This is a genomic window from Dactylosporangium sp. McL0621 (assembly GCF_049995355.1).
GTDB lineage: Bacteria > Actinomycetota > Actinomycetes > Mycobacteriales > Micromonosporaceae > Dactylosporangium.
This window is the reverse complement of record NZ_CP188259.1, coordinates 8,092,944-8,106,314: the sequence shown is the minus strand read 5'-3', so window position 1 is coordinate 8,106,314 and position 13,371 is coordinate 8,092,944. Positions and strand designations below refer to the sequence as shown.

Genomic DNA, 13,371 nt, shown 5'->3' with positions numbered 1-13,371 from the left:
GGTCGGGCGCAGCGTGTGTCGTCGGTCTGTGCGCCGTGCGTGTCGGTCGCGGGGCGTTGCGTGGGATTGTTCGGGTCGGTCGGGCGCAGCGTGTGTCGTCGGTTTGTGCGCCGTGCGTGTCGGTCGCGGGGCGTTGCGCGGGCGGGTGGCGTTGCGGGCGGTCCGCTAGGACGGCCCAGGCGTGGGCAGGCGTGGGCAGGCGCGGCGTGCTCACGGGACGCGGTAGCCGTGGAATCTCACACGTGTTCGGACGACGAAGCCCAGGCGCTCGTAGAGGCGGATCGCGTCGAGATTGGTGTCGACCACGTGCAGGAACGGGCGCTCGCCGCGCGCGGTGATCCTGTCCGCGGCCGCGCGCACGACCTGGGCGGCGAGTCCGCGGCCGCGGGCCTGCGGGGCGGTGCACACGCTGCTGATCTCGGTCCAGCCGGGCGGGCGCAGTCGTTCGCCGGCCATGGTCAGCAGGGCGCCGTTGTCGCGTACGCCGTAGAAGGCGCCCAGCTCGATCGTGCGCGGCCAGAAGGGGCCGGGGCGGGTCGCGTCTATGAGGGCCAGCATGTCCGGTACGTCGGCTCGGCCCAGTTCGGCGACCGCGAAGTCGGCCCCGCGGTCGAGCGTGGGGTCGGCCCGGCGACCGGCTCCGCGGTCCTTCGCCCGGTCGGCCCTGGGCTCGGCTTCGCTGTCGGTCGTGCGGTCGGTCGTGCCGTCGGTCTCGCGGTTGGGCCGGAGGGTGGTCGGGTCGGCTCCGCGGTCGGTCGTGCCGTCAGCCACGCTGTTGGCTCGGTGGGCGGTCGGATCGGCTCCGCACTCGGTTGCGCTGCCGGTCCCGCGTTCGGCCCGGCGTTCGGTTGCGCATTCGGCTTGACTATCGGCTTCGCGGCCGATCGCGCTGGCGGCTTCTCGGTTGAGCGCGCTGGCGGCCCCGCGGCCGGTCGTGTTGCTGGCTCCGCGGTCGGCCGCAGTGCCCTGTGCGGCGGGGGTCCAGGTCGGTCGGGACAGGACCATCTGGAAGCCCGCCATGTCGAAGACGTTCCTCCAGTCCGCGGGCGGCGTTACCGGCGCGGTGAACAGATCCGCCAAGGCGCCCCGGCCCAGCAGGCGCGCCAAGTCATCCCAATCGGCTGATGTCGGCTCGGCGGGCACGGTGGCGAATGTCGACACGTCCGTCTGGTAGGTGGCCGTGTTGCCCGCGCGGCGGGCCAGGTGTGCGTGCCGGCCGTTCAAGGAGCGGCCGACCGGATCGTCCAGGGCCGCGAAGTCGTCAGGCACTCCAGTTCACAGCAGACGACTCTACGACACAGGCCAGGAGCAGGGCGCAGTTGGCGATCTCGACCAGGCCGACGCGCTTCGGGGGCCAGCCCCGGCCCGGCAGGACGGCCGCTCGCACCAGGAGCCATGCGAACAGCGGGGCCGCCCACCAGGTCGGGCTCAGCTGCGCCGGGCTCGTCGCCGCGCTCACGCTGCTGCGGCCGCTGCTGGAGGCGATGACCGGCGCCCCCGCCGCGCCGCCGCTGCGGATGCCCGTCAGCGGGCCGGCGCGGGTGCCGGACGACGGCGTGCGGCTCGTGCCCGTGCGCCTCGACGGCCCGGTCGCCCTGGGTCCTCACCGACGCGCGCGCGGCCAGCCTGCGCGCCGCGGCGGGCGCCGACGCCCTGGCCGTGATCGAGCCGGGCTGGACCGACGGCGCGCCCGCGGAGCTGCTCACAGGCTTTTGAGGGTCTGGATCACCGGCGCCGTCTCCAGGTGCTGGATCGCCGGCAGGGCGGCGACGCGCGTGGCGAGGTACCGGTAGAACGCCGCCGGGTCCGGGCACAGCACCGCCGCGTACAGGTTCGTCGAGCCGGTCGTGGCGCCCACGAACGCGGCCTCCGGGTGCCTGGCCAGGGCCTCGCCCGTCTCCACCATCCGGTCGGGGGCGACGGACAGCCACAGCATCGTCTGCATCGGCAGCCGTAGGGCGCGGTGGTCGACGTCGACGTCGAAGTACAGCGCGCCGCACTCCCGCAGCTCCTGCACCCGCCGCCGCAGGGTGGTGTGCGGCCGCCCCGTGGCCGCGGCCAGCTCGGTGAAGCCCGTCCGGCCGTCGGCGGCGAGCAGGCCGACGAGCCGCCGGTCGTCGTCGGAGAGCACCGCCCGGCCGTCCGGGGGCGCCTCCGGCCAGCGGATCGCCGCGGCCTGCTCCGGGCTGAGCGCCTCGACGGGGCTCTGCGGGCCCCCGAAGTACACGTGCAGCAGGCAGTTGGCGGTGACCCCGGTGACGTTCGGCGTCTTCGGCAGCTGCTCGAGCAGCAGCGCGGACGAGTCGCGGTCGGAGACGGCGCGGACCATGCACGAGATCTCGGTGCCGCCCGAGGCCAGCTTCACCCACGACGTGTCGGCGCGGCGCGCCAGGGCCCGGCCGACGGTCACCGCCACGCTCGGCACGCACTGGATGCGCACGCACCACGACACCTCGCCGACCCGCGCGGCATCGGTCCGCGCGCTCACCCGCACCCGGAAGTCGGCGCGCAGCCGTGCGTAGCGGCGGGCGACGGTCTGGTCGGAGACCCCGAGCACCTCGCCGAGCCGGGTGAACGACGCCCGCCCGTCGAGGTGCAGGGCGTGGATGATCCCCAGATCGAGCTCGTCCAGGTCGGATCTCGCCATCTCGCTCGATCCTACAGGCCGCCGGAGGCGGTTGGAACGTCGCTGAGCTGGGCACGCGCGGCCCGAACGGGTACGTGGCGTCCGAGGTTGCCGGCGAGGCACAGCAGTACGCCGAGCGTGAGCCACGGGGCGAGGACGATCACCGAATGCGCGGCGCCGTGGCCGTCGAAGAAGGCGGTGGACCGCAGCCGCCGGCCACCCGTTGGCGGACTGGCGGCTCATCCGCAGCGGCAGAGCCGACGGCGCGGCCGAGTCTCCGGCGGCGACGATGCGGTCGTCGCCGATGCTGGTGAGCGTCTCGTCCGTCAGGAGCCGGCCGGCCGCGTCGGTGGTGAGCCCGGTGCGGGCCGCCAGGTCACCACCGCGTGATGAGCGGCGGGCCCGGTTCGTGCTGCCGCCAGGCTTCGGTGAGGCGGGCGAGGCGGGCGGGGGCGGCAATGCCGCGCACGGTAGCGATCCTGCCGTTGGTGATGTCGAACGTCACGGCGCCGGCGACCCGGTCGCCGAGCACGAAGAGGATGGCGGGGGCGCCGTTGACGAGCGCGTAGTGCACGGCGGGCGTTCCGCCGGCAAGTCGCCGTTTCGCGGGCGTGGGTCTGAAGCCGGCCCGTGCGACGGCGGCGATGCGCTGCGCGGTGTCGTACCGCAGCAGCGTCCCGGTCAGGCCGGCGCCGTCGGAGATCGCGATCGCGTCGTCGGTGAGCAGCGCCACCAGCCGTTCGGTGCGGCCCGAGGCGGCCGCGGCGAGGAACTCCTCGACGATCCGGCGGGCGGATGCCGGGTCGACCGCGCCGCCGCGGCGGCGGGCGGCGGTGATGCGGCGCCGGGCCCGGTGCAGGTGCTGCTGGCTGGCGGACTCGGTGACGTCGAGGATCTCGGCGATCTCGGCGTGACTGCAGGAGAACGCTTCGCGCAGCACGTAGACGGCTCGCTCGAGGGCTGACAGGCGCTCCATGAGCGTCAGCACGGCCAGGGAGACCGATTCGCGCTGCTCGAAGGTGTCGGCCGGGCCGAGCATCGGGTCGCCGTCGAGGAGCGGTTCGGGCAGCCAGGCGACGGTCCGCTCGCGCCGGGACTGTGCCGAGCCGAGCCGGTCGAGGCACAGGTTGGTGGCGACCCTGGTCAGCCAGGCCTCCGGCACCTTGATCTGCTGCCGGTCGGCGGCCTGCCAGTGCAGGAACGCATCCTGCACGGCGTCTTCGGCGTCGGCGGCCGAGCCCAGCAGCCGGTACGCCAGTGCGGCCAGCCGGTTCCGGCTGGCCTCGAACCGGCTGGTGTCGAAGCGATCAGGGGCGGTGCTGTCCACTAGGCGGCTACGCGGCCGCGGTCCCGGCGGGACGCATCCGGCGCGGCGGTCAGGCGGCGCTTGCGCGTGGGCAGGCCGAAGGTCGGGTGGGAGACGGTCCACAGCGCCATCCTGTTGATGCCCTCCTTGATCCGCGCGGCCGTCCGGCCGCCCTGATGCTTCGGCCTGGGTCGGCCCTCGTCGTCGACCGTCTGCAGCAGCCCGTCCTTCCGCCCGAGGGCGATGTAGTTGTACGTGTACACCAGCCTGGTGTTCTGGATCTCGCGGCCGGTCAGGCGGCCGACGATCGCCTCGATGGCCTGCCGGCCGGTGAAGCCGGCCGAACCGCAGGACATCGGCAGCGGCCGGCCGTTGTCGCCGATGGCGTGGACGCTGTCGCCGATGGCGTAGACGTTCGGGTGCGAGACCGACCGCATCGTGCGGTCAACGACGATCTGGCCGGTTCCGGTGACCTCCAGCCCGCCGGTGGCGGCGATGGGGCCGGCCACGAACCCGGCCGCCCACACGGTCGCGTCGGACGCCAGGGCGGTGCCGTCGGCGCACAGCACCCGCGTCGCTTCGACGGCTTCGACGCCGGTGTGCTCCAGGACGGTGATGCCGAGCCGGTCGAACGCCTGGCGCAGGTGGCGGCGGGCCCCGGCGGAGAGCCGGGCCCCCAGTTCGCCGCGGGCGACGAGCGCCACGGACAGGCCGGGCCGGCCTTCGGCGATTTCGGCGGCGCTCTCGATGCCGGTCAACCCGTCGCCGACGACGAGCACCCGCCCGCCGTTGCGCAGACTGTTCAGGCGCTCGCGCAGGCGCAGCGCCGAGGGCCGGCCGGCGATGTCGAAGGCGTGTTCGGCCACGCCGGGGACGCCGTGGTCGGCGACGTGGCTGCCGAGCGCGTAGACGAGCGTGTCGTAGCCGAGCTCACCGCCGCCACCGGCGTCGGCCACCGTGACGACCCGGCGCCCGGGGTCGACGGCGGTTACCCGGGCCACGAGCAGCCGTACCCCGGTGCCCGCGAAGGCGTCGGCGAGGTTCCGGGCCTTGAGCTCCCGGCCGGCGGCGAGCTCGTGCATCCGCATCCGCTCGGCGAAGTCCGGCTCAGCGTTGACCACGGTGATCTCGGTGTCCGCCGGGGACAGCCGGCGGGCCAGGTTTCCGGCCACGTAGGCCCCGGCGTAGCCGGCGCCGAGAACGACGATGCGGTGCTTCATGGGCTGCTCCTGTCGGCTCGCTTGCTCTCGGTGGATTGAGCGGAACGGCGCCGCGATTGCTGACAGGAGCTGCGTGTGGCGTGGGTCACAGGGCAGGCGTGGATAATTCCCAGATCGGGCTCGCCCAGGTCGGATCTCGCCATTTCGCCCGCACCGGCGTGGCCTCGCGCCGGACACCGGCCACGATCTACCCATGACGACCTTGGTGATCGGTGCCCGCGGCTCCATCGGCCGGCACGTGCTCGACCAGCTGCACGCGGCCGGCGAACCCGTCCGCGCCTCGGTGCGCGACCTGTCCACGGCCGGCGACCTTCCGGCGGGTGTACCGGTGGTGGAGGCCGACCTCACCCGCCCCGCGACGCTCGGGGCCGCCCTCGACGGGGTGCGGCGCGTCTTCGTGTACGCGCTGCCCGCCGACCCGGCCCCGTTCGCCGCCGCGGTCGCCGCGGCCGGGGTCGAGCACGTGGTCCTGCTCTCCTCGGGCAGCGTCCTGCTGCCCTGGACCGCGGACAACGCGATCGCCCGCGAGCACCGCGAGGTCGAGGCGGCCCTGCCCGCGACCCCGGTCCGCCCGCTGGTCCTCGCGAACAACGCGCTGGCCTGGGCCCGCTCGATCCGGGCCGAGGGGGTCGTCCGCGTGGCGTACCCGGACGCGGCGACCGCCCCGATCCACGAGCGCGACATCGCCGCCGTCGCCGTCGCGGCCCTGCGCGACCCGCGCACGCCCGGCGTCAGCGACCTGCTCACCGGCCCCGGCCCGCTGACCCAGCGCGAGCAGGTGCGGGCGATCGCGGAGGCGCTGGGCCGCCCGGTCCGGCTGGAGGAGATCGCCCCGGCCGAGGCGGAGGCGGCGTTCGCCCGGTTCACGGGGGCGGAGACGGCCGCGGCGATCCTCGAGTTCCTGGAGCACGCCCGCCGCCCGGGCGGGTCCCCGGCCACCGACACCTTCGAGCGCGTGACCGGCCGCCGCCCGGCGCCCTACACAGCCTGGGCGCGCGACCACGCCGCCGACTTCTAGGCGCTCAAAAGCAGGAAGTCGTCCAGGATCGGGGGTTCGACGACGCTGCCGCGGTACTCCCCGTTGCCGCCCAGCAGCACCAGCTCGCGGCGGCCGCGGCATTCGCGCTGGACGCGGTGGTAGCCGTACCGGCCCGCGGGCGGCACCAGGCGCAGCTGGTACGGCGTGTACGAGCCGGTGGAGCCGGCCAGGCCGATCGCCCGCAGCGGCTCCCCGCCCACGTACGCGTCGCTCAGCAGCGAGCGCGCGCCGATCGGGGTGTCCGCGGGGCCGGTCGACAACGCCAGGTCCCCGCGCGCGAATGACTGCACGCCGAGCACGCGCCGGCCGTCGTCGGCGAGGCGGCGCGGCAGCTCGGCCGGGCGCGGGTCCCGGCCGTCGGGCTCGGCGAGCGTCAGCGTGCCCGCCGCGTCGAGGTAGGCCAGGGCCCGGCCGCAGACGGAGAACATCGGGTGAGCGGCCCCGGCGAGGTCGGCGGCGAGCGCGGCGAACCGGCCGCTGCCGGCGTCGACGGTGCCGGCCGCGCCGCCGCCCGTGCGCACCAGGACGCGGCGCGAGTCGCGGGTCCACACCGGTGGGAACAGCCGGCCGTCGACGTCCCCGTGCAAAATACGCGGCGGCTGTACCCCGGTCAGGTCCCGCACGTGCAGAGCGCCCTCGTCGACCCAGCTGAGCCAGCGCGCGTCCGGCGACACGTTGGCGTTGTCGAACGCGGCCGGCGGCAGGGTCGCCAGCACCGCCGGCTCGGCCCGGTGCGTCGACCACACGACCAGGCGCGGCTCGGGGCCGGTGCGCTCCAGGTAGTACAACGGCGGCAGCTGCGCCTCACCGGACGAGCGGATGCGGGCCAGCGCGACCTCGTCCCGCGTGCGGCGGTGGAACGTCTCGGGGGCGAGCACGCTGCGCCGGTCCGCGCGCAGCCGCGCGATCTGTTCCCGCAGCGCCGCGGGGCCCGCGTCGCGCAGGTTCGCGCCCACGACCCGCAACGCGCGGGGGAGGTGCCCGCACAGCTCGGCCACGGTCTCGGCCAGCGGCTCGTCGCCGGGGTCGATCGGGTCGCGCAGCATGCCCCCGAGCAGCTCCCGCGCCGCGGCCGGGGCGAGCGGGCCGAGCTCGATGGGCACGGCGTCGCGGGCCGCGGTCAGCTCGGGCAGCGGGTGGCGCGTGGTGACGACGACGGCGCACCCGGGCGCGCCGGGCAGCAGCGGCTCGACCTGGTCGGCGTCGGCGGCGTTGTCGAGCACGACCAGCACCCGGCGGCCGGCGAGCGCGGACCGGTACGCCGCGGCCAGGCCCGCCACGGCGTCCCCGGCGCCCGGGCGGGGTTCGCGGACGCCGAACATGGCGATGAGCACGGCCCTGGTGGTGTACCCGGGCGCGACGCCGGGATCGTGGTAGCCCTCCGGGACGTCGGGCTCGTCGGCCTCGGGCTCGATCGCGGGCTCGTCCTCGACCCCGAGGGCGTGCAGGAAGCCGGTCAGGGCGTCGGCCGGGGTGCGCGGCGGGGCGTGGTCGAAGCCGTGCAGGTCGATGTACAGCCGGCCGTCCGGGTAGGCGGCCGCGTTGCGGTGGGCCCAGGCGAGCGCCAGGCCGGTCTTGCCGACGCCGCCGGGACCGGTGAGGACGGCGAGGCCGGTGGCGCCGACGGCGGCGTCGAGCGCGTCGAGCTCCCGGTCGCGGCCGACGAACAGGCGGACGGCCCCGGGAAGCTGCGACGGCGGTGTCCGGCCGGCCGCCCGGCCCGGCTCGCCTCTCATCGCCGCGTGGGTGGCCGGCGGCGCGGGGTCCGGCTCGCCGGTGAGGGCCGCGCGGGTGGCTTGCAGTGCGGGGCCGGGCTCGACCCCCAGTGCGGCCCGCAGGCGGGCGGCCAGGCCCTCGTAGTGCGCGAGCGCGTCGGCGCGCCGGTCCAGGCGGCTCAGCGCGACCATGAGCAGCCGCACCGGCCCCTCGCGCAGCGGCCGCTCGCCGACCAGCCGGGTCAGCTCGCCGAGCACCTCCCGATGCCGGCCCGCCTGCACCTGCAGCTCCAGCCACTCCTCGGTGACCAGGTCCCGCTCGGCGTCGAGGGCGGCGGCGGCCCGGGCCAGCACCGGCGTGTCCAGGCCCTCGAGCGCCGGCCCGCGCCACAGGTCCAGCGCCGCCCGGAGGCGGTCCGCGGCGCGGCGCACATCGCCGCCCGCGGCCGCCTGCCGTCCCTGCGCCACGAGGTCGTCGAAGACGGCCCGGTCGAGCTCGGCCGGGCCGATGCGCAGCGTGTACGCGTCGTTGTCCGCCCCGATCACCGACGACGACCCGAGCCGCGCGAGCACCCCGCGCAGCGCCGAGACGTGGTTCTGCACCTGCCGCCGCGCGAGCGCCGGCGCGCCCCCGTCCCACACCGCGTCGGCGAGCGCCCCGATGGTGACGGCCTGCCCGGCCCGCAACGCGAGCGCGGCGAGCACGCGCCGCTGCTGCCCGGGCAGATGTACCGCCCGCCCGCCCGCCTCCACCGAGAGCGGCCCGAGGATTCGAACCTGCATGACAACGACGCTATCGACGTGCGCCGCTGCCCGGCACCCCGAACCGTAGGACGTTCATGGGACGGGCCGGGCTAGGCTCTGTCCTGCCGATCATGCCGAGCCGAGACGAGGTCCAGATTTCGCCTGCGTGTGCCCCGCGGAGGCCTGGCTACCGGTGTTGTAACCCGGCCTTCGCGGGGTGCGCGCAGGTGGAATCTGGGCCCGGCGCAGGCCGGCATGATCGGCAGGACAGGGCCTATGGTCGAGCCATGATCAGCTTCGAGATCACCCCGATCGGCACGGTCCGCAACGACCGGACGGACATCCAGGACACTGACCACTGGGGCGCCGTACGCAGCGTCATCACCGTCGACGAGCGCTTCGGCGACGCCTGTCTGCAGGGCCTGGACAGCTTCTCCCACGTCGAGGTCCTGTTCGTCTTCGACCGGTTCCCGGAGCACGGCGACTTCCGCGAGCCGCGCCCGTACCGCGGCCGCGCCGACCTCCCGCCCTTCGGCATCTTCGCCGGCCGCGGCCCCCGCCGCCCGAACCGCATCGGGGTGACGACCTGCGCGATCGAGTCCGTGCAGGGCCGCGAGCTGACGGTGGCCGGCCTCGACGCGGTCTCGGGCACCCCGGTCATCGACCTGAAGCCGGCGATGGCGGAGTTCCTCCCGGCGGACGTCAGGCAGCCGGAGTGGGTCAGCCGCATGATGGCGGACTACTTCCGGCCGTGAGCGGGCCGCCGTCAGTGCTTGCCTATGGGCCGTTCGAGCCATTCCCGGAGGATGCCGCGCCCGACATCGGGCCGCAGCATCGCCGCGCGATGCGCCAGCGCCTCGACCACGGCCAGGAACTCCGGCCCCACCCGCGCGTTGATCTCCCGCTCCCGCTCGACGAACGGCCCGACGATCTCCCACACGGCGATGGCGCGGGCCCGGAAGATCGCGAGGAACGCGTCCTCGCGCAGGATGCCCAGGGTCAGCATGCTGCCGATCTCGTTCAGGAAGTAGCAGACGTTGTACGTGTGGTTCCGGACGCCCGCCGGCAGGCCGCCGAGGCCGAGCTCCGCGTCGTGGCCGGGCAGCTCGTTGAAGACGCACTCGAAGCTCTCGTGCAGCTTCGGGTCGCGGAACTGGGCCAGTATCGTGACGACCGCGCCGGCGTGGGTGGCCTTGTCCTGCATCGAGACCTGCCGCCTCGACATGTAGGCGGAGGCGACGGAGACGGCCAGGGCCAGCATGGACAGTCCGACGGTTCCCAGGTCCGACAACGTCACGGGCCCGAGACTAACGTGCCGTACGTCGATACCCGCCGGATGGACGGCCCGTCTTTGTGCATGATCGACCGAGCCCGTTCCGGGTCAGGTGAGGGCGAGCCAGTACCAGCCGTCGCCGAGGGGGTACGACACGCGGCACTCGGCGAGGAAGCAGTGCAGCCGCGCGTCCGGTGGCGTGCCCGGGTCGAGGTAGGCGAAGCCCACGGCGCCGCCGCTGCCGAAGGTGTCCGTGCCCGCACGACCCCGCGCGGGCGATGTTCACGGGATCTCCACGGCCTCCAGGGCGTGGACCGACTCGACGGCGAGCGGCTCGAGGTCGGCGCAGCCCGGCACGTCGTGTACGCCCGGGGCGAGGTCGGCGAGCAGCCGCGCGGCGTCCAGGGCCAGGCGGGCGGCCTCGGCCGGGTCGTCGTCGCCGAGGCGGGCCTTGATCTCGCCGCCCAGGCCGGGCAGCGTCGCCTCGTCGGTGTCGGGCGGGAGGCGCCGGGCCAGCGTCGGCGGGTCCGGGGCGTGGATCCGGCGCTGGGCGAGGGCGGCGACGACGGGGCGGCGGTCACCGTACCGGTCGAGCAGCGCCACGAGCTCCAGCGCCCGCGTCACCAGCCGCGGCCGGCCCGGGAAGCGGTCGAGCCAGGCCAGGAGGGCCTCGTCGCCGCCGACGTGGTCCATGACCCGCTGCAGGCCCGCGGCCACCGGGGTCGGGGGCGGCTCGAACTGGCCGAGCAGGTATGCCACCTGACCCGCCAGCGCCGCTTCGCCGTCCGCATCGAGGCGGCCGGACGTGAACGCTCCGGCGGCGCCGAGGTCGAGCCCGCCCAGTGGAGAGGACTTCACGGCGCAGCGCTACCCGGGGTCAGCCGGGCGAAACCGTGCGGGCGACGACCGTCCACGCCGTGGCGGTGATCTCGATGGGGCCGGTGCCCGGCAGCCGGGTCGCGCAGTGCTCGCGCAGGGCCTCGCGCCGCGGGTCGTCCAGGGTGCGCACGTAGTCGCCGGCCGGGCCCACGCCGAGCGTGAACGGCTCCCACCACTCGGCGAAGTCCGCGAACGTGGTGCGTACCGACAGCTCCGACGGCTCGATCGCGGTCAGGCCGGCCGCCGCGAACAGCTCGGCCAGGTGGCCCTCGCGGGCGCCGGCCAGGCCGGACTCGTCGCGGGCCTGCGGGTCGAGCTCCAGCACCGCGCGCCAGAACACGGCCAGGGGGCTGCCGCCGCCGGCGTGGTCCCAGACGCTCGCCGCGACCACGCCGCCGGGCCGGGTGACCCGGGCCATCTCCCGCAGGCCGGCGACCGGGTCGGCCATGAAGTGCACGACCAGCTGGGCGAGCGTGAGGTCGAAGGCCTTGTCACCGTACGGCAGCCGCTCCGCCGTCCCCGCCCGCACATCGGCAGCGGGGAAACGCTCGCGGACCACGGCGACGAAGGACTCGGACGGGTCGACCGCCGACACCGACGCGGCGCCGAGCCGCGCGACGAGCTCGGCCGTGAGCGCGCCGGTGCCGCAGCCGACGTCGAGCGCGCGCTGACCGGCCGCGACCCCCGCGAGCGCCGCGAACCGCTCCGCCAGGGGCTCGGAGTAGCGCCCCATGAACCGCCCGTAGGCGTCCGCGTGGACCTCGAAGCTCACCCGGGTGATCCTAGTCGCGCGTGGGGGTGGCCCGTACCGGGCAAGATGGGTACATGCGCCTGCCCCGTTTGTCGCAAGCCGTCGACCTGGCCGTCTCCGCCGCCGGGTCGGCCGTCGGGACCGCCGCCGCCGTCGTCGCGCTGCCCGGGCGGGTGATCCGGCTCGTCGACGGGGCCGAGGTGGTGCTGGCCCGGGCCGCGGCCGCCCTGGACGCCGCGGACGAGGCGATCGGGGAGGTGCGCACGGTCACCGCCGCCGCCGTCGGCCTGATGGAAGAGGCGAGAGGCGTGTCGTCGGGCGCCGCGACGATCGTGGTCCAGGCCGCGCGGACGGCCACCGCCGCCGACGCGATCGTGGTCCAGGCCGCGCGGACGGCCACCAATGCCGACGCGATCGTCGCCCAGGCCGCGCAGACCGCTACCGCCGCCGACGCGATCGTGGTCCAGGCCGCGCGGACGGCCACCAACGCCGACGCGATCGTCGCCCAGGCCGCGCAGACGGCCACCGCCGCCGACGGGATCGTTGCGCAGGCCGAGCAGACCGCCACCAACGCGGACGTCGTCGTGGCCCAGGCGGCCCGGACCGCCACCACCGCCGACGAGCTGCTCACCGCCTACGACCCGCCCCTGCGCCGGTTCGTCGAGAACCTCTCGGCCGAGGAGGTCACCGCGGCGATCCGGATGATCGACGAGCTGCCGCGGCTCGCGCACCACCTCAACACCGACGTCATGCCGATCCTCGCCACCCTCGACCGGGTCGGGCCCGACATCCACGAGCTGCTCAACGTCACCCGCGACCTGCGCCAGGCGATCGTCGGCCTGCCCGGCTTCGCGATGTTCCGCCGCCGGGGCGAGAAGGCCGAGACCGAGAGCGGCGCTACGTAGCCGGGAGCGGGTCGACCGCCCGGGCCGCCCGGGAGCCGGCCACGGCGACCGCCGCGGCGTTCGTGCCCACCACGATCGCGATGCCCGCCCAGACGTGCGCGGCCGGGACCTGGCCCAGGATCACCGCCCCGGCCAGCGCCGCCAGCACCGGGTGGACGCTCTGCAGCAGCCCGAAGAAGCGCGGCGGGACGCGGCGCAGGGCGACCAGGTCGGCCGCGTACGGCACCACCGAGCACAGCACCCCGGCGCCGAGCGCGTAGAGCAGCCCGGCCGCGGTGAACCGGCCCTGGACAGCGAGGACGACCGCGACCGGCAGGTAGAGCACGGCCGCGAACGCGGTGCCGACCGCCGGGCCCTGCAGGCCGGGCAGGCGGGCGCCGACGAGGCGGTTGAGCAGGATGTACGCCGCCCAGCAGGCCGCCGCCACGAGGCCCAGCCCGAGCCCGGGGAGGTCGGTGCTGGAGCCGGGGAGGACGAGCACGTACACGCCGATGCCCGCGACCACGGCGGACACCAGGTCGACCGGGGTGCGCGAGCCGCACAGCGCGACCGCGAGCGGGCCCAGGAACTCCAGCGTCACCGCGAGCCCCAGGCCGATGCGGTCGACCGCGGTGTACAGGCTGATGTTCATGGTCGCGAAGACCAGTCCGAGCAGCAGCGCCGGCCACCACTGCGACCAGGTCAGGCGGCGCAGGTCGGGGCGGGCCACGGGCAGCAGGACCGCGGCCGCCACCAGCTGGCGGACCGCGACGACGCCCGCGGGCCCGATCGCCGGGAAGGCGCGCGCCCCGAGGGCGGCGCCCGACTGGTTGCCGGCGGCGCTGGCGACCATTGTCGCGAGGGCCCCGCCGGTGCTGAGGTTCAGCCTGCTCACGACCGTGATTCTCGGCGCCCGGGGCGGGGCCGGGGAAAT

13 protein-coding genes are annotated in these 13,371 nt (G+C 75.5%); 3 read left to right on the top strand and 10 right to left on the bottom strand.

What is annotated here, in order from left to right:
* Window positions 1-210 precede the first annotated feature (210 nt).
* The 5 genes from ACPPVO_RS38325 to ACPPVO_RS38305 form a co-directional block, all read right to left on the bottom strand.
* The gene (locus ACPPVO_RS38325; RefSeq protein WP_426503458.1) at window positions 211-1,143 is read right to left on the bottom strand and encodes a GNAT family N-acetyltransferase; all 933 of its coding nucleotides are present in this window, start codon (window positions 1,141-1,143) and stop codon (window positions 211-213) included.
* A 118-nt stretch (window positions 1,144-1,261) separates the two neighbouring features.
* Window positions 1,262-1,459, bottom strand: a complete 198-nt coding sequence (locus tag ACPPVO_RS38320; protein WP_426503456.1) for a hypothetical protein — start codon at window positions 1,457-1,459, stop codon at window positions 1,262-1,264.
* Window positions 1,460-1,702: 243 nt separating this feature from the next.
* Window positions 1,703-2,647 (bottom strand): Lrp/AsnC family transcriptional regulator, encoded by a 945-nt coding sequence (locus ACPPVO_RS38315; protein ID WP_426503455.1) that lies wholly within the window; start codon window positions 2,645-2,647, stop codon window positions 1,703-1,705.
* Between the two features lie 355 nt (window positions 2,648-3,002).
* Entirely contained in the window at window positions 3,003-3,953 is a 951-nt protein-coding gene (locus tag ACPPVO_RS38310; RefSeq protein WP_426503454.1) for a sigma-70 family RNA polymerase sigma factor, read from the bottom strand.
* A complete protein-coding gene (locus tag ACPPVO_RS38305) occupies window positions 3,953-5,152 on the bottom strand; it encodes an NAD(P)/FAD-dependent oxidoreductase (RefSeq protein WP_426503453.1) in 1,200 nt (399 codons plus the stop codon). The genes ACPPVO_RS38310 and ACPPVO_RS38305 overlap by 1 nt, the downstream gene beginning before the upstream one ends.
* 193 nt (window positions 5,153-5,345) lie before the next feature.
* Between ACPPVO_RS38305 and ACPPVO_RS38300 the strand changes: the two genes are divergently transcribed.
* Window positions 5,346-6,170 (top strand): SDR family oxidoreductase, encoded by an 825-nt coding sequence (locus tag ACPPVO_RS38300; RefSeq protein ID WP_426503452.1) that lies wholly within the window; start codon window positions 5,346-5,348, stop codon window positions 6,168-6,170.
* On the opposite strand, the gene ACPPVO_RS38295 is transcribed toward ACPPVO_RS38300, so the two are convergent.
* On the bottom strand, window positions 6,167-8,689 hold the full coding sequence (locus tag ACPPVO_RS38295) for a BTAD domain-containing putative transcriptional regulator (RefSeq protein ID WP_426503451.1): 2,523 nt from the start codon (window positions 8,687-8,689) through the stop codon (window positions 6,167-6,169). The two genes, ACPPVO_RS38300 and ACPPVO_RS38295, sit on opposite strands and share 4 nt — an antisense overlap.
* Before the next feature lie 248 nt (window positions 8,690-8,937).
* On the opposite strand from ACPPVO_RS38295, the gene ACPPVO_RS38290 reads away from it, so the two are divergent.
* Window positions 8,938-9,405: an SAM-dependent methyltransferase gene (locus tag ACPPVO_RS38290; RefSeq protein ID WP_360393773.1), complete on the top strand. Its 468-nt coding sequence runs from the start codon at window positions 8,938-8,940 to the stop codon at window positions 9,403-9,405.
* Window positions 9,406-9,416: 11 nt separating this feature from the next.
* Here the strand turns inward: ACPPVO_RS38290 and ACPPVO_RS38285 are convergent, their stop codons facing one another.
* From ACPPVO_RS38285 to ACPPVO_RS38275, 3 genes are all read right to left on the bottom strand, one after another.
* Window positions 9,417-9,947: a DUF4760 domain-containing protein gene (locus tag ACPPVO_RS38285; protein WP_426503450.1), complete on the bottom strand. Its 531-nt coding sequence runs from the start codon at window positions 9,945-9,947 to the stop codon at window positions 9,417-9,419.
* Between the two features lie 258 nt (window positions 9,948-10,205).
* Window positions 10,206-10,781, bottom strand: coding sequence for a hypothetical protein (locus ACPPVO_RS38280; protein WP_360393764.1), 576 nt, complete (start codon window positions 10,779-10,781; stop codon window positions 10,206-10,208).
* 19 nt (window positions 10,782-10,800) lie between these two features.
* Window positions 10,801-11,574: a class I SAM-dependent methyltransferase gene (locus ACPPVO_RS38275; protein ID WP_426503449.1), complete on the bottom strand. Its 774-nt coding sequence runs from the start codon at window positions 11,572-11,574 to the stop codon at window positions 10,801-10,803.
* A 53-nt stretch (window positions 11,575-11,627) separates the two neighbouring features.
* Here ACPPVO_RS38275 and ACPPVO_RS38270 point away from each other — a divergent pair, with 53 nt between their 5' ends.
* The gene (locus ACPPVO_RS38270; protein ID WP_426503448.1) at window positions 11,628-12,458 is read left to right on the top strand and encodes a hypothetical protein; all 831 of its coding nucleotides are present in this window, start codon (window positions 11,628-11,630) and stop codon (window positions 12,456-12,458) included.
* Here ACPPVO_RS38270 and ACPPVO_RS38265 read toward each other — a convergent pair.
* Window positions 12,451-13,332, bottom strand: a complete 882-nt coding sequence (locus tag ACPPVO_RS38265; protein ID WP_426503447.1) for an EamA family transporter — start codon at window positions 13,330-13,332, stop codon at window positions 12,451-12,453. The two genes, ACPPVO_RS38270 and ACPPVO_RS38265, sit on opposite strands and share 8 nt — an antisense overlap.
* Window positions 13,333-13,371 lie beyond the last annotated feature (39 nt).